Below are 22497 nucleotides of genomic sequence, written 5' to 3'. Positions count from 1 at the left end.
ATGGGCACATCTGCCCATCCCGGCTTTTTGCTCCCATAAGTACACTTGTTTTACAAATTAGTTTTCCACGCTTTATGGGGGCCATGACGTTGGGCGATTTCTATGGTGCGGACGTGGCCCAGCTTCGGCAGCTTGCCTCGAGTCTGCGGTCAGCAGGACGGAATCTTGACGGGCAGCGGCAGGCCTTGAGCGCAGGCGTTGCGGGTACCCGTTGGCCCGGGCCGGACGCCCAAAGGTTTCGCCAGGCGTGGGACGCGAACCACAGCCGCTCACTGTCCGCCGCTGTGTCGTTCCTTGATGTTGCTGCCAAAGCCATCCTCCGCCATGCAGAGGAACAGGAGGCTGCGAGTTCGGCCGCCGCCACCCCCGGTTCACTATCCAGGCAGCACCCTCCCTCCCGCGGCGGGAGGCCGCACCCGGCTGACGTTGCCGGAAGGACCCCGGAAGAGATCCGGACCTGGTGGCTGGGCCTTACCGGCGCCCAGCAGCAAGACTTCATCCGCGAGCATCCGGGATTTGCCGGAAATACCAACGGGATTCCTTTCGGCGCGCGGATCGAGGCAAACCGGATCAACGCCCAGGCCCGGATTGACTGGCTGCGCACCAGCGACCCGGAACCCCAGTTGAATCCGTGGATCCTGGATTCGGGTTATCCCGCCCGCCACGCCGCCGAGCATGAGGCATGGCGAACGCGTCAGGACGGGCTGAAATACCTTCAGAAGGTTGTTGAGGGGAGGGTGCAGTTGGCAGCCTACGACCCCGCCGGACATTCCATCGTGGAGCTTCTTGGAACCTATGACGTGAACACCGCAACTGTCATCACCTACGTTCCCGGAACCACCACTAATGAGGCATCGTTCTATCAAGGCGGTCCGCAGGCTGTGGCGAGCCGCCTTGTCCAGGCGGACACATCGGGAAGCACAGCTGCTTTCGTCTACAGGGGTTCGGAGTTCCCGGATGGCGACTTCGTGGAGGCGTTCCTTGTCGAAGCCAAGAGCGATGAATTCGTAGCCGGCTCGGCCCCTGTTCTGGCCGGATTCCAGGCTGCGGTCGATCTCGAACGGTCCCGCGATACCCAGTCAGTTGGGATCGGCCACAGCTGGGGACTGCGAAATCTGACCGGAGCCGAAATAGAAGGTGCCCGGTTCAACAAGCTGATCGCACTCTCGGGTGCTGCCATGCCGCCGGGATGGCAGCCCTCGCCGGCGACTGACTACACGAGCTACACCTATCCGGATATCCTGCTGACGGCCGAGGCCAACGGGCTGGTGGGGGAGAACTATCCCATGCGGGAACCTGCGTTTGACAGGCATGTCTATGAACCGCCCGGCGGAATCTCACTTCCGGACCTGTACAGCATCGACAACCACACATTGATTGCCACCACGACCCCGGAGAACGAGAGAGCTCTTGAAGACATCCAATCGGAAATTCTTGAACGATAAACCCAGGCATCCGCAGGCCCTGCGCTTAGCGGCGATAGCAGCACTTACGGCAATGGTGGCCGCCTGCGGGCAGGCCGGAGAAGGAACGCATATGGACGGCAGCCTGGAATCAGCCAAGGACAAGGTCATGTCCATAGAGCAGGAGATCATTGGGCTGCTGCCTGCAGACAAAATAGTCTCCCGTTTCGCCCATGACACCTCTCCGCTGATGCTCTGCTCCGGCGAGCAGCGGAAATGGACCGGTGACGCCGAAGCTGAACTGGAGCCGGGCGTTGACCGTGATGCCTTCCTGGATGCCGTGGTGAAGTCCATGCAGTCCAAGGATGGTTGGCAGATTAAAGACGGCACGGCTGCGGGCGGCGAGCGGAGAGTGGATCTGCTGCACGGCGACGGCACCCACCTGCTGGTGTCTTTCCAGTCGGGTTCGGAGACCCTCCGGGTAGCCGGGTACAGTGCTTGCTTTGATTTCCCCGAGTACGAGTACGGTGAGGAATACTAGCTCCGCCCCTTCCGCCGGGCGGTAATAGGCTGGGGGCATGCCTCCGACTGGCCATCCGGCCGAACTGCAACCCAAACGCGATCCGCAGCGCCGGCTGGCCCTGCGCCCCTACGCCCGGGCTGTAGCCCAGGTCCTGCGGGTCAGCTTCCGCGCCTCTCCGGGCGCGGTCATCATGAAGGTGCTCGGCTCGCTGATCTCAGCGGTGCTGCCCCTGGTCACCACGTACTTCGCGGCCCTGACGACCACCGCTCTCGCGGCCGCCTACACGGGTGACGCCGGTGCCGGCCAGATGGCCATCGTCTACGTCATCATCACCGCCGCGCTGGGCCTCTTCTGGGGCGCCTTCACCAGCGTCGACCGCTACATCCAGCAGCTCATGAGCTTCAAAGTAGGCGCCATCGTGGGCGACCAGATGTACGAACGCTTCCTGGCCCTTGAGTTCTGGCGGTACGACGACAAAGAGACCGTTGACCTCTATGACCGTGCCAAGCGGTTCTCCGATTCCCATGCCCGGGTCCTTGACCGCATCGCCGGCATCTTCACCCAGCTCGTCTCGGTGATCCTGGCCGTAGGAGCCCTGCTGCTGGTCAGCTGGTGGATCGCGGTCATCGTCCTGGTGGCGATCGTGCCCAGCGTTTATTTGCAGTTCAAGCTCTCCCGCGAACAGATCGCGCACTGGAACACGCAGGTGGACTCCCGGCGGCAGCGCCGGATGATCGAGACCAACCTCCTGCGGCCCCAGCACATCGCGGAAATGCGGCTGTACGGAATCGTCGGTTTCCTAATGGATCTCCGGTCGAGGCTGCGGGACGCGGACGAGCGCCGCCGGCTCGATTTCCAGCGGCGGTACATCCCCAAGCAACTGGCTGCCGACGCCCTCCAGTACGGCGCCGAGGTGGTATCGCTGATCTGGGTGGTGGGGCAAATCATCGCCCGCGCCCAGCCCGTCGGCCAGTTCCTCTACGTCCAGCAGATCGTCAGCCGGGCCCTGTCCACCGCGAACAACCTGGTCTCCTCCCTCAGTTCCATCGATGAGGACCTGGCAAACCTCAAGGACTACGAGCTGTTCATGGTCCTTCCCGTGCACTCCGAGCACGCGCCGCCGCTGCTGGCCGCGCCCCGCGAAGTGGAGCTCAGGGACATCCGCTTCACCTACACCGGCAGCGACATCGAAGTCATCCGCGGGATCAGCATGACCATCCGTGAGGGCCAGCACATCGCCATTGTGGGGGAGAACGGGGCCGGAAAGTCCACCCTGATCCGGATCCTTGCCGGCCTCTACCGGCCGGACTCCGGGCAGGTAATGCTCGACGGCGTGGACCTCGCCGCCGTCGACGTCACCTCCTGGCACCGGCACCTGGCGGTGCTGAGCCAGGAGTTCCTCAAGTACGAGTTCGCCACTGCCGCCGAGAACATCTGGTTCGGCGACGTCGACTCACCCAGGGACGACGCCAGGATCCGCCGGGCCGCTGCCGACGCTGAGGCGCTCGACTTCATCAACAAGCTGCCCAACGGCCTGGACAACCACGTCAGCAACTGGATGGAGGACCCCCGAGGCCGCAAAGGCAGCGGACTGTCCGGCGGCCAGTGGCAGCGCCTCGCGATGGCACGCAACTTCTACCGCGACGCCTCGTTCATGGTCATGGACGAACCCACGTCAGCCATCGACGCGCTCGCCGAACACCGGATTTTCACCCGGCTTTTTGCGGACCGCAGCAGCACAATCATTGCCATCAGCCACCGGCTGGCCACCATCGAGAAGGCGGACATCGTCTACATGCTCGAGGACGGTCGGATCGTGGAGCAGGGCACCCACCGCGAACTGGTGGCTCTCCGCGGCCGCTACTTCCGCATGTTCGAATCCCAACTCCCGGTTGAGGAGGCAGGCGGAATCTAGGACTCCACCACCGTGGTCCGCACCCGCGCCAGGCTGGGCCGCGGCGGTACGCTGCTGAACCCGAACGTCACCGGCGGCTTGATGTCAGCCAGCGCCCCGGCGTCGTGCCCTTCCCAGCGCACGACGGCGGAGGTGACGTGGTGCAGGTCGCTCACCCCGTAGTACTCAAGGCGGCCGTTGCCCGCCGTTCCGAACGTCCGGGCGCCCGGCGCGGCGAAGGACGCCAGCGGGCTCACCGCACTCAGCCAGCGGGGATGCACCGCAAGCGGCCGGGGAACGGCCCGCAGCCCCTTCCCAAGCAGTGTCCGGGCACCGACGCGGGCGCGCAGGTGGAGGGGCCCGGCGTCAACGGCCAGGGCCCGGCGGGCAAGCACCACGGACACGTCCTGGACGCGGACCTCGTCAAAGCTGTAGGTGGCGGAGATGAAGCCGGCCACCTCGTCACTGGGAGCGAGCAGCAGCCGGTGGCCGGACTTTTGCTGGACCATGACATCCGCAAACGGCCCGAAAGGGGAGTGCTGCCAGACCCCCACGACGGCACGGAGCCCGGATGCGGTGCCAATACCGGCAATATGCCCCTCAAAAATCCACCGCCTGCCCATAAGGCCACTCTAGCCAAGGGCGGCACGCGGGCTGGGATAACCTAGAGCAGTGACTTATGAGATCGAGATCGGCCGTGGCAAGCGTGGGCGTCGTGCCTACTCCCTGGATGACATAGCAATCGTCCCCAACCGTCGCACCCGCGACCCCAAGGACGTCTCCGTCTCCTGGCAGATCGATGCCTACCAGTTCAGCATGCCCGTCATCGCAGCGCCCATGGATTCGGCCATGTCCCCGGCAACGGCCATCACCCTGGGCAAGCTCGGCGGCCTTGGCGTGCTCGACCTTGAAGGCCTCTGGACCCGCTACGAGGACCCGCAGGCCATCCTGGACGAGATCGGCGCCCTGCAGGACGAGACCAACAGCCCCGCCGTGACGCGGCGGATGCAGGAGCTGTACCAGGCACCTATCCAGCCCGAACTCATCACCACCCGCCTGGCCGAAATGCGCGACGCCGGCGTCACTGTTGCCGGCTCCCTGACCCCGCAGCGCACGCAGGAACACTACAAGACCGTGGTGGCCGCGGGCGTCGACATCTTCGTCATCCGCGGAACCACCGTATCGGCAGAGCACGTGTCCAAGGACCACGAGCCGCTGAACCTGAAGCAGTTCATCTACGAGCTTGACGTCCCCGTCATCGTGGGCGGTGCGGCCGGCTACACCCCCGCCCTGCACCTCATGCGCACCGGCGCGGCCGGCGTCCTGGTCGGCTTCGGCGGCGGCGCCACCACCACCACGCGCCGCGCACTGGGCATCCACTCGCCCATGGCCTCCGCCATCTCCGACGTCGCCGCAGCCCGCCGCGACTACATGGATGAGTCCGGCGGCCGGTACGTGCACGTGATCGCCGACGGCGGCATGGGAACCTCCGGCGACATCGTCAAGGCCATTGCCATGGGCGCCGACGCCGTCATGCTGGGCAGCGCGCTGGCACGTGCCGAGGAGGCACCCGGCAAGGGCTGGCACTGGGGGCAGGAAGCGCACCACCTGGAGCTCCCGCGCGGCGACCGGGTCAACGTGGGAACGGTCGGCCCGCTGGAGGAAGTCCTCTTCGGACCGGGTCACCACACCAACGGGACGTCCAACCTGATCGGGGCCCTCCGCCGTTCGATGGCAACCACGGGCTACTCGGACCTCAAGGAATTCCAGCGCGTCGACGTCGTCGTTTCACCCTACGAAGGGAACTGACCCGTCGGGGAAGGCCGGGGGCGGCGTCCGCCCCCGGCCTTCCTGCCAAGTGGGCGTCCAGCAAGTAGGGTGGTTCTACTACCGGCACTAGCGGCACTGGAGGCGTTCGATGAAGACTGTTCCTGCTCATGGCGGGGCGCTCGGTCCGGCGGCCAGGGAAGCAGCCATCCAGCGGCTTCGTGACACCTCACGGCCAGGCCAGGAACTGGACATCCTCATTGTTGGCGGCGGCATCGTCGGCACCGGAGCAGCCCTAGACGCCGTCACGCGGGGACTGAGCGTCGGCATCGTCGAAGCCAGTGACTGGGCGGCCGGGACCTCGTCCCGGTCCTCCAAGCTCATCCACGGCGGCCTGCGGTATCTCGAGATGCTCGACTTCGCGCTGGTCAAGGAAGCCCTGCAGGAACGCGGGCTGCTGCTCTCCGAGCTGGCCCCGCACCTGGCCCGGCCGGTGCCCTTCCTCTACCCGCTCACCAAACCCTTCATCGAGCGCCCCTATGTGGGCGCCGGCATCGCACTGTACGATGCCATGTCCATCTCCAGCGGACACAGCCGCGGTGTTCCGTTCCACAAGCACCTGTCGAAGCGGGGCACCCTGCGGGCCGCCCCGAGCCTCAAGAATGACGCGTTCGTCGGTTCCATCAGGTACTACGACGGGCAGGTGGATGACGCCAAATACGTCGCCAACCTTGTCCGCACCGCCGCCTACTACGGCGCCCATGCCGTCAACCAGATGGCGGTGGTGGACTTCCTCCGCGAAGGCGAACGCGTGGTGGGCGCCAAGGTGGTCAACCGTGAGGACGGCACGCAGTTCAACGTCCGCGCGAAGCAGGTCATCAACGCCACTGGTGTCTGGACCGACGAAACCCAGGCGATGGTGACCGAACGCGGCCAGCTGAAGGTGCGCGCCTCGAAGGGGATCCATCTGGTGGTGCCACGCGACCGTTTCCAGTCCACCGTGGGACTGATCCTGCGCACCGAGAAATCTGTGCTGTTCGTTATCCCGTGGGGCCGGCACTGGATCATCGGCACCACTGACACCGAATGGAACCTGGACAAGGCCCATCCGGCGGCCTCCAGCAAGGACATCGACTACATCCTTGAGCAGGTCAACAGGGTCCTCAAGCGGCCGCTGACCCGCGAAGACGTTGAAGGCGTCTACGCCGGACTGCGGCCCCTCCTTGCCGGCGAAAACGACTCCACGGCCAAGCTGTCCCGCGAACACGTGGTGGCGCACCCGGTTCCCGGCCTTGTCGTCGTCGCGGGCGGAAAATGGACCACCTACCGCGTGATGGCCAAGGACGCCGTGGACGAGGCCACCCGGACCATGGACGAGCGGGTACCGCCCAGCTGCACGGAAACCATCCCGCTGCTCGGGGCCAACGGTTTCCGTGCGGCCTGGAACCGGAGGAACCGGACCGCCGAGGAATCCGGCGTGCACGTGGCCCGCATCGAACACCTGCTCAACCGGTACGGGTCCCTGACTCCGGAGGTGCTGGCGCTCATTGAAGAGAACCCGGCGCTGGCCGAGCCGATCCCCGGCGCCGACGACTACCTCCAGGCCGAAGCCGTCTATGCGGCAACACATGAGGGGGCGCGGCACGTGCACGATGTACTCACCCGGCGGACGCGGATCTCGATCGAAGCGTGGGACCGCGGTGTGTCCGCGGTCCCGGTTGTCGCTAAACTGATGGGTGACGTCCTCGGCTGGAGCGACGCGCAGCGCGAAAATGAGGTGCGGCACTACATTGCGCGCGTGGAGGCCGAACGCCTCAGCCAGCAACAGCCGGACGACAAATCCGCAGACGCCGCCCGCCTGGGCGTGGAAGACATCGTGCCCTTGCGCTGAGGGGCCGGATGCCCCGTACTGCCGACTGAAGGGAAACGCCTTGGCGGAAGCACTTGACCCGTATGATGCCGACCTCACCACCCCAGAGATGGTCATCCTCGAAATGGAGGCATCGGACAAGGCCGACGCCGCAACCCAGCTTGCGGAACGGCTCTACGCCGCCGGACGCGTCTCGAACCTTGAAGGGTTCCTGCAGCACGTCAACGCCCGCGAGCACCAGCTGGCCACCGGACTTCCGGGCGGCATCGGGCTGCCGCACGCGCGCAGCGAGTACGTGACCCGCACGTCCATCGCGGTGGGCGTCGCCAAGTACGGCCACGCCCTGGACTTCGGCGCCGCCGACGGGCCCGCCACGCTGATCCTCCTGATCGCCACCCCCGCCAGCTCCTTCTCCGACCACCTTGAAGTCCTGGCGACCCTGGCCAGGTCCCTGTCCAAGGAATCATTCCGCGAATCGCTGCGGCGCGCCTACGACGCCGACATCATTGCCGAACTGATCAACTCCAGCCTGGTCTTCTTCGACCACTGATCCGGCGCACTCCGCAGATGCCGCCGGCGTCCGCGTTTAGTTGTTCTACAAAGGTACGAAGTACGGTTAAGACGTGTGGAAAACTGCCCTTAAACCCCGCTGGATCGCTGGATTTGTTTTTGCGATCGCCATTTCCGGGGTCTTCGTGCTGCTCAGCCAGTGGCAGTTCGGGCGCTCCACGCAGCCCGAAGCACCGGTCAACCCCGCCACCGAAAAGGTCCAGCCGCTGACCGGCACCCTCCAGCCGGGCGAGTTCTTCCACGGTACCGACGCCGACCAGATGGTCAGTGCCCGCGGCACCTATGATCCGGAGAAGCAGGTCCTGGTCCCGGACCGCCTGCATGACGGCAAACCCGGCTACTGGGTGGTTTCCGCCTTCGCCGTCGACGGCGCCCCGGCGCTGGCCGGCGCCGCGGCCTCGCCGCAAACCTGGATCCCCGTGGCCCGCGGATGGGTTGCCGACCCCGAAGACGCGCCGGCGCCGCCGTCGGGCGCTGTTGAACTGACCGGGCGGCTGCTGCCGTCCGAAGCCCCGCTCCCCAAAACTGCACCGCAACCGGGCCAGGCCACCGCCGTTTCCGTGGCCGAGCTCATCAACTACTGGGAAGTCAGCAGCTACCCCGGCTTCGTGGCTGCCACCGCCGAAGTGGCAGGGGGAGCTGATGTCAGCCCTGCGGCCGTGCCCGGCGACCTGCTGCCCCTGGAAATCGGGCCGCAGCCGCCCGGGCAGCAGATCAACTGGCTCAACCTCTTCTACTCGCTCGAATGGGTGGTCTTCGCCGGGTTCGCCCTGTTCATCTGGTGGCGGCTGGTGAAGGACGACTACCACCGCGACCTGGAAGAGGCCCTGGACGACGAACACCACGAGGCCGCTCCGGACCCCGGACAGCGGCCTGACCAGAACCAGCACCCGGAACCGAACCAGCAAAAGGTACAGCCATGATTGAACCGAAACCCGCCACCTCCGCAGCAGGCGGCAACACAGCCGGCAAGGCCGCAGGCAAGAAGCGGCGCTTCGGCGGCACCGAGGCGCAGATCCGCTCGGCCCTGAAGTTCTACAAGGTGCTGGCCTACCTCACCGGCGCCATGCTGCTGCTGCTCTGCGCCGAACTGATCGCCCGGTACGGCTTCGGGCAGTACCTGTTCGCCGGCGGCACCAATGCCGTCACGGGGCAGCCGTTCGGCTTCGGGTTCGCCGACGCCGAGCCTCCGGGAGTGCTGGACGGGGTCAACCTGTCCGTCACCGTCCTGATCGTGCACGGCTGGATGTACGTGGTGTACCTGATGTCCAACTTCCGGCTCTGGTCGCTCATGCGCTGGCCGTTCCTCAAGCTGATCCTGCTCGCCCTCGGCGGCGTCATCCCGTTCCTGTCCTTCATTGTGGAGAAGAAGTTCCACGCCGAGGTGGAGGCCGAGCTGGCCGCCAACCCGCAGGCGCCGCAGCGGTACTGACTTCCATGTTCGACGGCGGCCCGGCGCCCGGGCCGCCCGTCCGCCGTCGGACGTCTGCTGCGTCACAGCACCCCCTCTCAAGGTGCGCCGGTGCAACGGCGCAAAGTAGGCTATTACGGTGACTACTCCCACTGCATCCCAGACTTCCCAGAAGCCGGTGCTGGTAGTTGACTACGGTGCCCAGTACGCGCAGCTGATTGCCCGCCGCGTCCGGGAAGCGAATGTGTATTCGGAAGTGGTTCCGCATACCTACTCCACCGAGCAGCTCCTCGCCAAGAATCCGGCCGCCATCATCCTGTCCGGCGGGCCCTCCAGCGTCTACGCGGACGGCGCCCCGACCGTCGGTGCCGACCTCTTCGAGGCCGGTGTTCCGGTCTTCGGCATCTGCTACGGCTTCCAGGCCATGGCGAACGCCCTGGGCGGCAAGGTGGACAAGACCGGGCTGCGGGAGTACGGCTCCACGGAAACCACCATCCTGGGCGAGGGACGCTCCGTCCTGGAGGGCATGCCCCAGCACCAGAAGACCTGGATGAGCCACGGCGACTCCGTCCACCGGGCCCCGGAGGGCTTCGAGGTCCTGGCGACGACGGCGGGCGCCGAAGTGGCTGCCTTCGCCAACGAGGAAAAGGGCCTCTTCGGCGTGCAGTGGCACCCCGAAGTCAAGCACTCCGCCTACGGCCAGCAGGTGCTGGAGAACTTCCTGTTCAACTGCGCCAAGATCGAGCCCAACTGGACCACCGGCAACATCCTGGAAGAGCAGGTGGAGCGCATCCGCCAGCAGGTGGGGGACGCCCGCGTGATCTGCGGCCTCTCCGGCGGCGTGGACTCAGCCGTCGCCGCCGCCCTGGTCCAGCGCGCGGTGGGCGACCAGCTCACCTGTGTCTTCGTGGACCACGGCCTGCTGCGTGAAGGCGAAGCCGAACAGGTGGAGCGGGACTTTGTCGCCGCCACCGGCGTGAAGCTCTACGTCGCCAACGAGCAGGAGCGCTTCCTGTCCGCCCTCGCCGGCGTCAGCGATCCCGAGACCAAGCGCAAGATCATCGGCCGCGAGTTCATCCGTGCCTTCGAAGAGGCCGAACTGGCCATCATCGCCGAGGCCGCCGCGCACGGCGAGAAGATCAAGTTCCTGGTCCAGGGCACCCTGTACCCGGACGTCGTCGAATCCGGCGGAGGCGAAGGCGCTGCGAACATCAAGAGCCACCACAACGTGGGCGGGCTCCCCGAGGACCTGCAGTTCGAACTCGTTGAACCGCTGCGGGCACTGTTCAAGGACGAGGTCCGCGCCGTCGGCGCCCAGCTGGGGCTGCCGCAGGAGATCGTGGGCCGCCAGCCGTTCCCCGGACCCGGCCTGGGCATCCGGATCGTCGGCGAAGTCACCAAGGAACGACTGGACCTGCTGCGCAAGGCCGACGCCATCGCCCGCGCTGAGCTGACCGCCGCCGGACTGGACAACGACGTATGGCAGATGCCCGTGGTGCTGCTGGCCGATGTCCGCAGCGTGGGTGTCATGGGTGACGGCCGCACCTACGGCCACCCCATCGTGCTCCGCCCCGTCTCGTCCGAGGACGCCATGACCGCTGACTGGTCGCGGCTTCCGTACGACCTCCTGGCCAGGATTTCCAACCGGATCACCAACGAGGTGGACGGCGTCAACCGCGTGGTGCTGGACGTCACCAGCAAGCCGCCGGGAACCATCGAGTGGGAATAGCATCCTAAGTGGCCGGCCTCCTTCAACGGAGGCCGGCCACTCCTGTTTCCGGATCAAATCTCCGCAATTTCGGGCTCTCCAGTGTTGCGGTCTCTCGAGTCCGGCGCCGGAGCGGCTACGCTCGAACGTATGCCGGTATGGTCCAGGGCGTCACGCGCAAGCGCAGAAAAGAAGGCAGTAGTGTCAGTTGGTCAAGGCCACCCGGAAGGCTCGGAAGAGCTTCGCAAATGGCTGTCCGGGCTCAAACCCGTCACGGGTGCAGACACGATGCTGCGCTTCACCAAGACCCCTGAAGGCTCCATCGACCTGACCCACGCGCATCCGTCCGGCCTTGCCCAGCTCATGGCCGGGCGCCGCACCCGCCTCTCCACCCTGATCCGGGACCGGCAGCAGTACCTCGTGGCGGCACGGGCCTCGCGCAACATCCGCTCCAAGATCTTCGAGCTCGCCAACGACCGCGGGATCGACGCCGGCTACCTCTCGGCCGGCACCGTGGTGTGGACATCCGCCGTCGGGGGCAAGCCGCAGCGCATCTCGGCGCCCGTCATGCTCACCGCGATTTCCCTGACCGTCCGTCCGGGCGAAGACGACTACGAGCTTCAGTTGACCGAGCAGGCGCACATCAACCCGGCGCTGGTCCGGCACCTGAAAAACATCCACGGCATCGTGTTCGACGTCAATGCCGTCACCCGGCTGGCCTACAGCACCGCCCGCTTCGACCCGCAGCCGGTACTGGACCGGCTGGGCACCCTGATCCGGCCCATCCACGGCGCCGAGGCCCAGCACAACCTGCTTGTGTCCACCTTTGCTGACCTGTCCGGCAACCTGGATGACCCCTGGATCAACGATTCCAATCCCATCGTCTCTGCTCTGGCTACCGCTGCCGGGGGAGAAGTGGTGGACGTGGAGGAGCCGGATCCGTCCCGTTTCCCGCCGCTGGACAGCCGGCACCCCAAGGACGAACTGCTCCTGCTGGATGCTGACACGGACCAGCAGTACGTCATCGATGCTGCGCGTGCCGGCGATTCCCTGGTGGTCAGCAGCCCGCCCGGGACAGGACAGACGCAGACGGCGATCAACACCATCGGCGCCCTGGTGGATGCCGGCAAGACCGTCCTGGTGGTGGGGGACCGCCGCGCCAGCCTCAACGAGGTATCCGGCCAGCTGGAGTCCCTGGGCCTTGAATCCATCCTGTTCCAGCTCTCCGGGAACGTGACGGCCCAGCAGCTCAAAGGCCAGCTGGTCCGGGCCATCGTCCGCAACGAGAAGTCGCTCGAACCACAGCTCGGCAACCTCCACACCACCCTGACCGAACACCGCCACGCGCTGATGGACCACGTGGCCTCGCTGCACAACGTCCGGCAGCGCTGGGGATGCTCGCCCTACCAGGCCATGCAGTCGCTGGCGGAACTGACCTCCATCCACCCTGCCCCGGCCACCACCGTCAGGCTCAAGCGGAGCGTCCTGGACAGCATCCGCGACCGCGACGAACTGGCCGGAAGGCTCCGCCGTGCGGCCGAACTGGGCAGCTTCAGCAAGGCCGCCACCACCAGCCCCTGGCACGGCGCCCGGCTCCTCACCCGGAAGGAAACCGAGGAAGCCCAGGAACTGGTCCGCTCCGTGGCGAAGAGCCTGCCTGCCCTGCGGGAGCGCATGAACGCCGTGGCAGAGCACGCCGAGATCCGCCTCGGTGCATCCTTCGCCGAATGGGGCGAGCAGCTGGAACTGCTGGTGGCTGTCCGCGGCAGCCTGGACAAGTTCACCCCGGACATCTTCGACCGGCCGGTCACCGACCTCATCTCCGCCACCGCCCCCTCCTCCTGGCGGCGGGAACGCGGCATCGAGATGACCTCCATGCAGCGGTCCCGGCTGCGCAGGGTGGCCAAGGAATACGTCCGGCCCGGCGTCCACATCGCCGACCTGCACAGCTCGCTGGTGCTGGTCCAGGAACAGCGGGCCCTGTGGGCCGGCTACGCCACCACCCAGCGGCACCCTGCTGTTCCGTCCGGGCTTGCCGAGATGAACGCCATGTACCGGGAACTGGACCGTGAGCTCACCCAGCTGGGCGAGGCCCTGAAGCATACCGCGGCGGGCGGCGCGCTCTCCACCGTCAGGTACGAGGAGCTTATGGAGCGCCTCGAGCGGCTGGTGGCGGATACGGACACGCTCAAGACCCTCCCGGAACGGACGCTGCTGGTGGAGAACATGCGCGAGCACGGGCTGGGGGAGCTTCTGGCGGACCTGGCCGAGCGGGAAGTACCCGCCGCTTCCGTGGCCGCCGAACTGGAACTCGCCTGGTGGCAGTCGGCGCTTGAAGCGATGATCAGCGGCGACGACTACCTGGCAATGTCCGACGGCGACGCCCTCCGGCAGCTCGAAGCGGAGTACAGGCTCGCGGACAATGCGCACATCGCCAGCGGCGCGGCCCGGCTCCGCTGGGACCTTGCCGAGCGCTGGCGCGCCGCGATCGCAGACCAGCCGCGCCAGGCAGACCTCCTCCGCAGCCTGCTCAAGGACGGCCGCGTGTCCCTGCCTGCGCTGACCGCCCAGGCCCCGGACCTGATCGGGACCCTGGTGCCGGTGTGGTCCGTGAGCCCCTACCTGATGACCGGGCTGCTGCCCGCGGAGCAGCACTTCGACGCCGTGGTCATCCTCGACGCCGAAGCCACCTCGCTGCAGGCGGTACTGCCCTCCATCGCGCGGGCCCGCCAGGTCATTGCCTTCGGCGACGCCCGCATCGCCAGCCCGCGCACCTTCACCGTGGGTGTGGAGCGGCTGGCGCCCGGTGAATCGGCGCACCAGCGGGTGGAGAGTGCCTTCACCGCCCTGTCCGCCGTGCTGCCGGTGTGGCGGCTGAACTTCGTCTACCGCGCGGTGGACGAGGACCTCGTCCTGCAACTGAGCAAGAACTTTTACGACGGCGGGCTCCGCCGCCTGCCTGAAGGCCAGTCGGCCACGGGGCTGGACAGGTCCCTGCTGGTGGAGTACCTGCCGGATGGAACCGGTCTGCCCAGCGCCGACCACGAGGGCGTTGAATCCGTGGTCGCCGAGGTTAACCGGGTGGTGGAGCTGGTCTTCGAACACGCCCGCCTCCGTCCGCGCACTTCCCTGGCCGTGGTCACCGCAAGCCTGCGTCACGCTGCCCGGATCGGGGAGGCCATCAGGCTCCAGCTGCCCAACCATCCCGGACTCGCCGGGTTCTTCGGCGCGGGCCCGGAATCGTTCCGGGTGGTGGACCTGGAACGGGCCCAGGGCCTGGTGCGCGACCATGTCATTTTCTCGCCGGGCTTCGGCCGCACCCCGCATGGGCGTGCCCTGCACAGTTTCGGGCCGCTTTCTGCAGAGGGCGGGCGCGAGAAGTTCGCCCTCGCCATGACCCGCGCCCGGCGCTCGATGCACGTGCTGACGTGCTTCCGGCCTGAGGACCTGGACCATACGCGGCTGACGCACGGGGCAGTGGACCTGTATGCCCTCCTGGACCGGGAAATCTCGGGCAACACTGATCTCGGTACGCCGGCGTCCCGCGCTGCCGCCAGCGAACAGGCGCTCGGCGCCGACCCGCTCGTCGCTGACCTGGGCGACCGGCTGCGGGCGCGCGGGGCACGGGTGTGGCACCAGTACGACGGCGCCATCGACGTCGTGGCCGCCGCCGATCCGCTGAACACCATGGGCCAGGACGACGCCGATCTTCCGTGGCCCGTGGCTATCGAGTCCGACGGCACCGAACAGTACCGGACGATGAGCGTCCGGGAGCGGAGCAGGCTGCGTCCCCAGCTGCTCGAGCGGCTCGGCTGGCGGTACATGCCGCTGTGGACCATCGAGGTTTTCACCGACCCGTCCGCCTGCGCAGACCGGATCGCCAAGTACCTGGGACTGGAAAAGGTTGTCCTTCCGGGACGCGTGGCTTCCCCCGGATTCCTTGACGACGACGTCGATCAGGCGCTGAATGATATCGATGCCGCCGCGGACTCCGCCCCGGCATCGAACGTTACGCATTTCCCGGGCCCGGCCTCCGGACGTCGGGCCGGCATCGCGGGAGCACGTGCCGGCCATCAGGCAGTACCCGCCGCGGACCGGAAGGACAGCAAGGAGGCGGCCCAGGTGGGCAGCGACGAAAAGACCAACAGCACCAACAGCCAAGCACGGTCCACGGACGGTGGCGAGGCGGCGGAATCGCCTGCTCCGGACACGCGTGCAGGCCAGAAGCCGGCGGAGGCCATCCTGCCCGCCCGGGCTGCCGAGGATGATCCGCGGGCGTGGGGCGACCGCGAGGATGACCACGATGCATGGCTGAAGGAACAGAAGCCGCCGCACTGGGGCTGACATCCTGGCTTGCACTGGCGCTGCCTGAAGGAGGCAGCGGTCACGGCGGCCCCACCAGGACAAAGAACAGTTTGCCCTGCGTGGATGCCCCGGCCAGCCGGGCCGCCTGCTCAGGGCTGGCGGCGACGACGATCAGGCCGTCAGTCTCCTGCGTGCCAAGCCATTGCCCGCCCTGGCCGCCCGTTGCGGAGGTCCACAGCACGGGCACCGCTGTGGCCAGGACTTCGGACGGAGTTTGCTGGTCGAAACCGTTCGCCGCGGTCAGCACCACGTTGACCAGCTGCCCGGGGGATACCAGTTGGATGGACGAGGGGTCCGCCATCCGAAGGGGCACTGCAGCCGAGCCGGCGGGACTGCCGGTGAGGAGGCCGGGTCCCAGCAACTGGGCGTCCGCCAGCAGTTGGCCTTTACGCAACGGGGCCGCGAGCTGCCTGCCGGACGCTGCGCCGGGTTCGCGCAGGACCCCGTCTGCGAGCATGCCGGGCGGAACCTGGATGGGGGTTATGTCGGTGGCCGCGAGGGCAGACCCGGCAGGAAGGTCCCGGGCGGCGGCCAGTGCTGTGACGGTGTGGACCGGTGCCGGCGTGAGCTGGTGGACGGTGAGTGCCGCCGCCGCGCACAGCAACAGGGCAACGGCAAGCCGCCTGTTACGGATCAGCCAAGCGCGCAGCCTGGCGCCGGGACGTGCCGCTACGGAACGGCCGGCAGGAACCGGAGGGCGGGGACGCCGAAAAAATCCGTAAGCTTCCCGGCGGGCACTGAAGGAATAAGCAGGCATGCCGCCACGCTAAGCGCCCCGGATATGCAAAAGACAGCGGCCCCGCGCCTATGTGGACAACGTCCCATCGGCTGCAGGGCCGCCGTCGTAACGGCGAACGCCGGAAATCAGCTGGCGGCGGCCGCAGCTGCCGGAGCGGGAGCGGAAGGTGCCGCCGGAGCGGGCGTGGAAGACGCCGGCGCTGCGGAGACGGTGCTGCCCTTGGAGTCCCGGGAATCGGTCCGGTAGAAGCCGGAACCCTTGAACACGACGCCCACGCTGTTGAACTTCTTGCGCAGCGCGCCCTGGCATTCAGGGCACGACGTCAGTGAGCTGTCCGAGAACGACTGGACGATGTCGAAGGCGTGGCCGCAATCCTTGCAGGCGTAAGCATATGTTGGCACTGGTGCTCCTCCTCTTGGGCAAACGAGAGGTCCCGTGCTGCCACCTGGTAATCCATTAGCAGTCGCAGGGCCTGAGTGCTAATTCTATCATCCCGCTGCGGCCACCCCGCCTGACCCTAGGCGATCTTGCCCAACGGCCTTAGCCCGGACGGGACAAGGACGGCGGGGACAGGACGGTCGAACTCCTCGGCAGGAATCCGGCCCGCCGGGAGAAGTTCATCGTCATAGATAACAGCGGCCAGCGGGATTTCCTTCCCGGCGGTGGCGAGGTGGCCCAGGAACTTGTCGTAGTAGCCGCCGCCCTGGCCCACCCTGTTGCCGTCGAGATCCACGGCGGTGGCCGGGATGAACAATGCCGTGGCTTCCCCCGCAACATCGGGTCCATGGCGGGGCCCTGCCGGTTCCATGATGGGTGCGAACCTGCTGCGCTCAAGCGGGCTGTCCGGGTTCCAGAAAACCCAGCTCAGCTCGCGGCCCGGCTCGCAGACGGGCAGCAGGACCTTGTGGCCGTTGCCGTGGAGGGCCGCGATGAGCGGCAGCGTGGGCGGCTCCACGCCGGTGCCGAGATACACGCAGAACGTGGCGTGCTTTCCACCGGACATGGATTCGGCCCATGCGGCACCGTGCATCGCCAGGGCCGCGCCGGCGGCTTCCAGTTCGGCAGGGGTCAGTTCGGCCCGCCGCCGGCGGTGGGCTGTCCGGATGTCGTCCTTCACGGTGGCTTGCTGCTGGGCCATTGTGTCTCCTTATTACCCGCGTTGTGGCGGTTGATGGGCCGGTTCCGGGGCGGCTGCCCGCCGGTCCGTTGATTACTGAATGCTTGACGCTGACGTTAGATTAGTCCGGTGAGTACCAGTAACCCGAGAGTTCGCAAAGCCGTCATCCCCGCTGCCGGACTGGGCACCAGGTTCCTTCCTGCCACCAAGGCTATGCCCAAGGAAATGCTGCCCGTGGTGGACAAGCCTGCCATCCAGTATGTGGTGGAGGAGGCCGTGCAGGTGGGCCTGAATGATCTCCTGATGATCACCGGACGGAACAAGCGGGCCCTCGAGGACCACTTTGACCGGGTCCCGGCGCTGGAGTCCATGCTTGCGGACAAGGGGGACACCGAGAAGCTGGAATCCATCCAGGCGGCCAGTAACCTGGGGGACATCCACTATGTGCGCCAGGGCGACCCCTACGGGCTGGGTCACGCCGTCCTCCGGGCCAAGCAGCACGTGGGCGATGAAGCTTTCGCCGTGCTGCTGGGAGACGACCTCATTGATGCCCGCGACGAACTGCTCAGCACCATGATCGACGTCCAAGCAAAGACCGGAGGGTCCGTCGTCGCCCTCATCGAGGTGGAACCGTCCCAGATCAGCGCCTATGGCTGCGCGGACATCCAGGAGATCGACGGCGAAGGGTACGTGCGCGTCAACGGCCTGGTGGAGAAGCCGACCGCGGATGAAGCGCCGTCAAACCTGGCCATCATCGGCCGCTATGTGCTGCACCCGGCCGTCTTCGAGGTCCTGGAGCGCACCGCCCCTGGCCGCGGCGGCGAGATCCAGCTGACGGACGCCCTGCAGGAGCTTGCCACCGGGGAAGGCGAAGGCCGCGGCGTTTACGGTGTTGTATTCCGGGGACGCCGCTACGATACCGGCGACAAGCTCAGCTACCTCAAGGCATGCGTCCAGCTGGCCATCGACAGCGAGGACCTCGGCCCGGGCCTGCGGGAGTGGCTGCCGGGGTTCACCAGCGGCCTGTCCAAGTAGCAGCCGTGCGATTCGGCCCCATCTGGCCCGTAACTCTGGAGTGCGGTGACCTTGTCCTGCGGCCCATCAGGTACCGGGACAAAAAGGAGTGGACGGAGGTCAGGTCCCGCAACAGCGAGTGGCTTGCGCCGTGGGAGGCGTCCAACCCGGACCCCCGCGGAGGGCTTCCCGACTACCGGCAGATGGTCCGTTCGCTGAACGCGCAGGCTGCGCAGGCTACCGCCCTGCCCTTCGTCATCACGGAGAGGACTGCGGGCCTGCGGAATCCGCCGATCATCGGCCAGTTGACGGTCTCCTCGATCGTGTGGGGTTCGGCCATGATGGCCACTTTGGGGTATTGGGTGGACCAGGCCAGGGCAGGGCGCGGGATTGCCCCCACTGCGGTGGCCCTCGTGACGGACCATTGCTTCCAGACCCTCGGGCTGCACCGGATGGAAATCAACATCCGGCCTGAAAACGGGCCGAGCCTGCGGGTGGTGGAGAAGCTGGGCTTCCGGGACGAGGGCTACCGGCCCCGTTACCTGCACATCAACGGAGAATGGGCGGACCACCGGTCGTTCGCCCTCACGTCGGAAGAGGTTCCGGAAGGCCTGCTGACGCGCTGGCTTGCCGCCAGGCCGTCATAAATCCACTCATTTGCTGTCCGGGCTGCGACACACCGCGGCTAATGCGGCGGCAGGAGGCGTGATGCTCATACGGTTTTGAGTGTGGACTTCCCCCTTAGCAGCTCAGTGATCCTCGTGGTTGCCGTCGTGCTCTGGATTGTGTGGGTTGCCCCCTACGTCCTCCGGAACCGCCGGCACCAGTTCCAGCCAGCCGGCGATTTCCCGTCGGACGGCCCAGCCGAGGAAAAACCGGATCAGCCAGCCGGTCTGGTACTGAACGTCGCCGCCCAGCAGGAGAAGCCCATGGAAGCCAGGAAGAGCGCCGGACCCTCCGCCACGTCTGCCGGCCCGGCCCCCGCAGGCCGCCTTCGGATCCGTTACGGACGTACGGCACTGGCGCTTGCCGGACTCCTGGCTTTAATGACGGCGCTGGTGTCGGCGCTTCTGCTGCCTTTTGGCCTCGGCTCGCCATTCCTGCCGCCGGCCTGCGCTGCCCTGACGGCGGTGTCCGTGGCCATCCTGCGCTGGCTGGCAGTCCGCGACCGCAAGGCCAAGGTGAACGCGGCCTTTCGTGCGGCCATGAGCGCACCGCCGGTTAAGCACGTGTCCGAGCGGATTCCGCCGAAGCCGGAGTCCGCCCCCGTCCGCCGGGAAAGCCCGCTCTTTGACGCCGAGGCCCACCAGCCGAAAGTCCAGCAGCTGACAGCCCAGGAACTTCGCGAGGCAGCCCTGGCCGTTGCTGTGGCTGCGGGTGATCCGAGCGCAGCGGCTGCGGCGCAGGGCAAACCCGCCGGCACCCCTTGGGAGCCGGTAGAGGTTCCCAAGCCTGTATACGTTGACGCCGCCAAGGCCGAACGCCCCGAGCCTGAGCCGCTTGAGCTGCCGGCCGCCCCGAAGGCAGTGGGCAAGCCCTCGCTGAAGCAGGGTGCAGCAGGGGCGCCCGCCGCCGCGCCGGCTGCCGAAGCCCAGCAGCTCAGCAAGGCACAGAGCGCGTTGAGCAACCTCGACGACGTCCTGCAGCGCCGCCGCGCATAGCCTGGCCGGCGTACGACGGCGGCGCCCGCCTGCTGCTGGCCCCTCACCAGGGTGCCGATTGGCATTGGGGCGGGAAAATTTGTAGCCTAGGGTCACCGGTCCAGCACCTGCACCAGGCGGCCGTTCCGGGGCTATAGCTCAGATGGTAGAGCGCTTCGTTCGCATCGAAGAGGTCAGGGGTTCAAATCCCCTTAGCTCCACAATTGTGGCGGGTTTTAGATTCATGAATGATTCAGCTCATCGTCAACACCCCGGTCTTCGGACCGGGTGTTGTTCTTTCCGGGAAGCCAGGCCTACAGCCAGCCCTTCTTCTTGAAAATGCCGTACATCCCCGCGCCCACTGCCGCCATGAGGCCGATCGCCATCGGGTAGCCAAAGGCCCAGTGCAGCTCGGGCATGTGGTCAAAGTTCATGCCGTAGATCCCGGCCACGAATGAGGGCGCAAACAAGATGGCTGCCCACGACGAGATCTTCTTGACCTGCTCGTTCTGCGCGGCGCTGGCCTCATTCTGCCGGTTGGCCGTCAGGGTGCCGTCAAGCGTCAGGGCATTCTGGAGCAGGTCCCGGAAGGAATCTGCCCGGGAGATCACCCGTTCAACATGGTCCTCCACGTCGCGCAGGCTGTGCTGGAGTTCGCTTTCCACGCCGTACTTCGCGAAGCCGCGCTTGAGCTGGTGCATCATGTCCGGCAGGGGGTGGATGGCGCGCTGGAACTGGATCACTTCCCGGGCCAGTTCGTAGATCCGGCGGGAGACGGTGGAATCGCCGCTGAAGAGCTGGTCCTCAATCTCGTCGATGTCGTTCTCGAGCCCCGCCACCACTGGCGCGTAGTCGTCCACCACTGCGTCCAGGAGGGCGTACAGCACCGCCTCCGGGCCGTGCCGGAGAAGGTCAGGCCTGCCTTCAAGCCGCTTCCTGACGCGGGCCACACCGGCTGTCTCGGCATGCCGCACGGTGACCACGAAGTTCTTCCCGGTGAAGATATGGAGTTCCCCGAACTCCACTGTTTCACTGGCGTCCAGGTAGCGTGCCGGCCGGAGGACGGTGAAGAGGTTGTCCTCGTAGCGCTCCATCTTGGGGCGCTGGTGGGCCGAGATGGCGTCCTCCACTGCGAGGGCGTGGAGCCCGAACTCCGCGGCCACTGCGGTCATCTCCTCCGCGGTGGGACGGTAGAGCCCGATCCACGCCATCCCGCCGTGGTGGGCCAGCGTCTCGAACGTCTGCTCCAGGTTTTCCGGCTCGGCATGGCGGACGCCGTCAACGTAGACGGCATTGTCGATGATGGTCATGGGCGGGCGCCTTCGCTGTACGTGCTCACAATGGTCAGGACATCGCTCCAATAATGGCGCCGGACACGGCCATTGCCACCAGGTCGTGACCGGCGTCGATCACTGTCACAGCAGCCGGACGCCCTGCAAATCCGTTGTGGATTACGTGGCCTCCGGCACGGAAGACAAGTCCCAGCACCAGCGCGAACCAGGCTCCGGCCAGGGCATTGTCAAGCCCCAGCTTGCTGATGAGGACGGCCAGGAGGATGGCGGTCAGGGCCGAGGCCAGCATCATGGGAAGCCAGATCCCCGCCCCGCCTCCGATGTTCTTCAGGTCCTCCTCGGTCTTGCCGATGGCGGCCATCCACCGGTTGCCCAGCACGGCCGGCATGTACCACACGAAGCCGATGGCCATGCTGGCCACGAAAGCCAGCAGGACCGCGAGCCAGTTGATCTGTGAGACGTAAGAGAGCCAATCCATTCAAGAAATCCTAGCCGTCCGGGCCCGGCAGGCAGGGGAGGCCGGCCCCGGTACTCCGGGAGGGAATCCGGGGTCAGCCGGCGGTCGCCTTCGTGAGGCCGCTGATGAGGGGCTCGGTCCGGTAGGGAATATGGGTGTGCAGTGCCAGCACCGTTTCGGTCCGGATGACCCCCTTGATCCGGAGGACCTGCCGGAGCGATGCCTGCAAATTGTGGGTGTCCGTGGCCACCACCCGGCACCAGACGTCGCCGCGTCCCGAAATTTCATGGACTTCCAGGACCTGGGGGATCAGCCGCAGCGCGGCGATCACACCGTCGAGTTCCCGGTGTGTGACCTCGATGGTCACAAACGCCACCACGTCGTAGCCCACGGCCTCAAGGTCCACTTCCCGGCCGCCCGGGCGCAACACACCCGCCCGGATGAGCCGCCGGACCCGGGACTGGGCGGTGTTGCGGGCCACGCCAACCGATTCGCTGAGATCGCCGATCTGGATCCGGGGGTCGCGGATCAGCGCCAGGAGGATCTTGAGGTCGGTGGGGTCCAAATTATTCAAATGATCACTCTCCATCACTTGGGCATGAAACTTTTGATGAACTTGCTCAATTCTTTCACTGATTTCGCATCAAACGATCAGCCATGCCCCAATCTGGAACCATCGCACATCCACGCCGCGCCGGGCTCCCACAAGGATCACCTGCCGCGGCAA

20 protein-coding genes and 1 tRNA gene are annotated in these 22497 nt (G+C 66.6%); 14 read left to right on the top strand and 7 right to left on the bottom strand.

Annotation, left to right across the window (positions count from 1 at the left end):
- Positions 1-83 precede the first annotated feature (83 nt).
- The 3 genes from ACJJV6_RS01435 (at position 84) to ACJJV6_RS01425 (ending at position 3841) form a co-directional block, all read left to right on the top strand.
- Positions 84-1445 carry a hypothetical protein gene (locus ACJJV6_RS01435; RefSeq protein WP_407709757.1) on the top strand — a complete coding sequence of 454 codons (1362 nt, stop codon included), beginning with the start codon at positions 84-86 and terminating at the stop codon, positions 1443-1445.
- 91 nt (positions 1446-1536) lie between these two features.
- Positions 1537-1944, top strand: a complete 408-nt coding sequence (locus tag ACJJV6_RS01430) for a hypothetical protein (RefSeq protein ID WP_407709756.1) — start codon at positions 1537-1539, stop codon at positions 1942-1944.
- Between the two features lie 37 nt (positions 1945-1981).
- Positions 1982-3841: an ABC transporter ATP-binding protein gene (locus tag ACJJV6_RS01425; protein WP_407709755.1), complete on the top strand. Its 1860-nt coding sequence runs from the start codon at positions 1982-1984 to the stop codon at positions 3839-3841.
- Here ACJJV6_RS01425 and ACJJV6_RS01420 read toward each other — a convergent pair.
- Entirely contained in the window at positions 3838-4443 is a 606-nt protein-coding gene (locus ACJJV6_RS01420) for a hypothetical protein (protein WP_407709754.1), read from the bottom strand. The two genes, ACJJV6_RS01425 and ACJJV6_RS01420, sit on opposite strands and share 4 nt — an antisense overlap.
- A gap of 49 nt (positions 4444-4492) precedes the next feature.
- Between ACJJV6_RS01420 and ACJJV6_RS01415 the strand changes: the two genes are divergently transcribed.
- The 7 genes from ACJJV6_RS01415 to ACJJV6_RS01385 all read left to right on the top strand — a co-directional run bounded on the left by ACJJV6_RS01415 (position 4493) and on the right by ACJJV6_RS01385 (position 15490).
- Positions 4493-5629 (top strand): GuaB3 family IMP dehydrogenase-related protein, encoded by a 1137-nt coding sequence (locus ACJJV6_RS01415; RefSeq protein ID WP_009357013.1) that lies wholly within the window; start codon positions 4493-4495, stop codon positions 5627-5629.
- 109 nt (positions 5630-5738) lie between these two features.
- The gene (locus ACJJV6_RS01410) at positions 5739-7478 is read left to right on the top strand and encodes a glycerol-3-phosphate dehydrogenase/oxidase (protein ID WP_407709753.1); all 1740 of its coding nucleotides are present in this window, start codon (positions 5739-5741) and stop codon (positions 7476-7478) included.
- A 40-nt stretch (positions 7479-7518) separates the two neighbouring features.
- Positions 7519-8007 (top strand): PTS sugar transporter subunit IIA, encoded by a 489-nt coding sequence (locus tag ACJJV6_RS01405; RefSeq protein ID WP_009357011.1) that lies wholly within the window; start codon positions 7519-7521, stop codon positions 8005-8007.
- Positions 8008-8080: 73 nt separating this feature from the next.
- Positions 8081-8950, top strand: coding sequence for an SURF1 family protein (locus tag ACJJV6_RS01400; RefSeq protein ID WP_407709752.1), 870 nt, complete (start codon positions 8081-8083; stop codon positions 8948-8950).
- On the top strand, positions 8947-9459 hold the full coding sequence (locus tag ACJJV6_RS01395) for a DUF3817 domain-containing protein (RefSeq protein WP_009357009.1): 513 nt from the start codon (positions 8947-8949) through the stop codon (positions 9457-9459). The genes ACJJV6_RS01400 and ACJJV6_RS01395 overlap by 4 nt, the downstream gene beginning before the upstream one ends.
- A 118-nt stretch (positions 9460-9577) precedes the next feature.
- Positions 9578-11167, top strand: coding sequence for a glutamine-hydrolyzing GMP synthase (guaA, locus tag ACJJV6_RS01390; RefSeq protein WP_407709751.1), 1590 nt, complete (start codon positions 9578-9580; stop codon positions 11165-11167).
- A 129-nt stretch (positions 11168-11296) separates the two neighbouring features.
- A complete protein-coding gene (locus tag ACJJV6_RS01385; RefSeq protein WP_407709750.1) occupies positions 11297-15490 on the top strand; it encodes an AAA family ATPase in 4194 nt (1397 codons plus the stop codon).
- Positions 15491-15530: 40 nt separating this feature from the next.
- On the opposite strand, the gene ACJJV6_RS01380 is transcribed toward ACJJV6_RS01385, so the two are convergent.
- The 3 genes from ACJJV6_RS01380 to ACJJV6_RS01370 form a co-directional block, all read right to left on the bottom strand.
- Positions 15531-16268, bottom strand: a complete 738-nt coding sequence (locus tag ACJJV6_RS01380) for an RcpC/CpaB family pilus assembly protein (RefSeq protein ID WP_407709749.1) — start codon at positions 16266-16268, stop codon at positions 15531-15533.
- Positions 16269-16375: 107 nt separating this feature from the next.
- Entirely contained in the window at positions 16376-16651 is a 276-nt protein-coding gene (locus ACJJV6_RS01375) for an FmdB family zinc ribbon protein (protein WP_009357005.1), read from the bottom strand.
- Between the two features lie 116 nt (positions 16652-16767).
- Positions 16768-17388, bottom strand: a complete 621-nt coding sequence (locus ACJJV6_RS01370; protein ID WP_407709748.1) for a 5-formyltetrahydrofolate cyclo-ligase — start codon at positions 17386-17388, stop codon at positions 16768-16770.
- Positions 17389-17496: 108 nt separating this feature from the next.
- Here ACJJV6_RS01370 and galU point away from each other — a divergent pair, with 108 nt between their 5' ends.
- The 4 genes from galU (at position 17497) to ACJJV6_RS01350 (ending at position 20242) form a co-directional block, all read left to right on the top strand.
- On the top strand, positions 17497-18402 hold the full coding sequence (galU, locus tag ACJJV6_RS01365; RefSeq protein ID WP_407709747.1) for a UTP--glucose-1-phosphate uridylyltransferase GalU: 906 nt from the start codon (positions 17497-17499) through the stop codon (positions 18400-18402).
- A 5-nt stretch (positions 18403-18407) separates the two neighbouring features.
- The gene (locus ACJJV6_RS01360; protein ID WP_009357002.1) at positions 18408-19028 is read left to right on the top strand and encodes a GNAT family N-acetyltransferase; all 621 of its coding nucleotides are present in this window, start codon (positions 18408-18410) and stop codon (positions 19026-19028) included.
- Positions 19029-19133: 105 nt separating this feature from the next.
- Complete coding sequence (locus ACJJV6_RS01355; protein ID WP_407710452.1) at positions 19134-20042, top strand: hypothetical protein; 909 nt, start codon at positions 19134-19136, stop codon at positions 20040-20042.
- Between the two features lie 127 nt (positions 20043-20169).
- Positions 20170-20242 (top strand) — tRNA-Ala (locus ACJJV6_RS01350).
- 93 nt (positions 20243-20335) lie between these two features.
- Here ACJJV6_RS01350 and corA read toward each other — a convergent pair.
- The 3 genes from corA to ACJJV6_RS01335 all read right to left on the bottom strand — a co-directional run bounded on the left by corA (position 20336) and on the right by ACJJV6_RS01335 (position 22344).
- On the bottom strand, positions 20336-21331 hold the full coding sequence (gene corA / locus ACJJV6_RS01345; protein ID WP_009357000.1) for a magnesium/cobalt transporter CorA: 996 nt from the start codon (positions 21329-21331) through the stop codon (positions 20336-20338).
- 34 nt (positions 21332-21365) lie between these two features.
- Positions 21366-21791 carry a DUF1761 domain-containing protein gene (locus ACJJV6_RS01340; RefSeq protein WP_407709746.1) on the bottom strand — a complete coding sequence of 142 codons (426 nt, stop codon included), beginning with the start codon at positions 21789-21791 and terminating at the stop codon, positions 21366-21368.
- A 73-nt stretch (positions 21792-21864) separates the two neighbouring features.
- On the bottom strand, positions 21865-22344 hold the full coding sequence (locus ACJJV6_RS01335; RefSeq protein WP_200859134.1) for an Lrp/AsnC family transcriptional regulator: 480 nt from the start codon (positions 22342-22344) through the stop codon (positions 21865-21867).
- Between the last annotated feature and the right edge of the window lie 153 nt (positions 22345-22497).

Origin of the sequence: Arthrobacter nitrophenolicus (assembly GCF_045833485.1) — a bacterium.
Taxonomy (GTDB): domain Bacteria; phylum Actinomycetota; class Actinomycetes; order Actinomycetales; family Micrococcaceae; genus Arthrobacter; species Arthrobacter nitrophenolicus.
This window is presented reverse-complemented; position numbering and strand designations above follow the sequence as displayed.

Bases quoted from the DNA above. Each gene is read 5' to 3' on its own strand.
- ACJJV6_RS01435 (WP_407709757.1), top strand. From the start codon at position 84: ATGACGTTGGGCGATTTCTATGGTGCGGACGTGGCCCAGCTTCGGCAG.
- ACJJV6_RS01430 (WP_407709756.1), top strand. From the start codon at position 1,537: ATGGACGGCAGCCTGGAATCAGCCAAGGACAAGGTCATGTCCATAGAG.
- ACJJV6_RS01425 (WP_407709755.1), top strand. From the start codon at position 1,982: ATGCCTCCGACTGGCCATCCGGCCGAACTGCAACCCAAACGCGATCCG.
- ACJJV6_RS01420 (WP_407709754.1), bottom strand. From the start codon at position 4,443: ATGGGCAGGCGGTGGATTTTTGAGGGGCATATTGCCGGTATTGGCACC.
- ACJJV6_RS01410 (WP_407709753.1), top strand. From the start codon at position 5,739: ATGAAGACTGTTCCTGCTCATGGCGGGGCGCTCGGTCCGGCGGCCAGG.
- ACJJV6_RS01395 (WP_009357009.1), top strand. From the start codon at position 8,947: ATGATTGAACCGAAACCCGCCACCTCCGCAGCAGGCGGCAACACAGCC.
- ACJJV6_RS01385 (WP_407709750.1), top strand. From the start codon at position 11,297: ATGCCGGTATGGTCCAGGGCGTCACGCGCAAGCGCAGAAAAGAAGGCA.
- ACJJV6_RS01380 (WP_407709749.1), bottom strand. From the start codon at position 16,268: ATGCCTGCTTATTCCTTCAGTGCCCGCCGGGAAGCTTACGGATTTTTT.
- ACJJV6_RS01370 (WP_407709748.1), bottom strand. From the start codon at position 17,388: ATGGCCCAGCAGCAAGCCACCGTGAAGGACGACATCCGGACAGCCCAC.
- corA (WP_009357000.1), bottom strand. From the start codon at position 21,331: ATGACCATCATCGACAATGCCGTCTACGTTGACGGCGTCCGCCATGCC.
- ACJJV6_RS01340 (WP_407709746.1), bottom strand. From the start codon at position 21,791: ATGGATTGGCTCTCTTACGTCTCACAGATCAACTGGCTCGCGGTCCTG.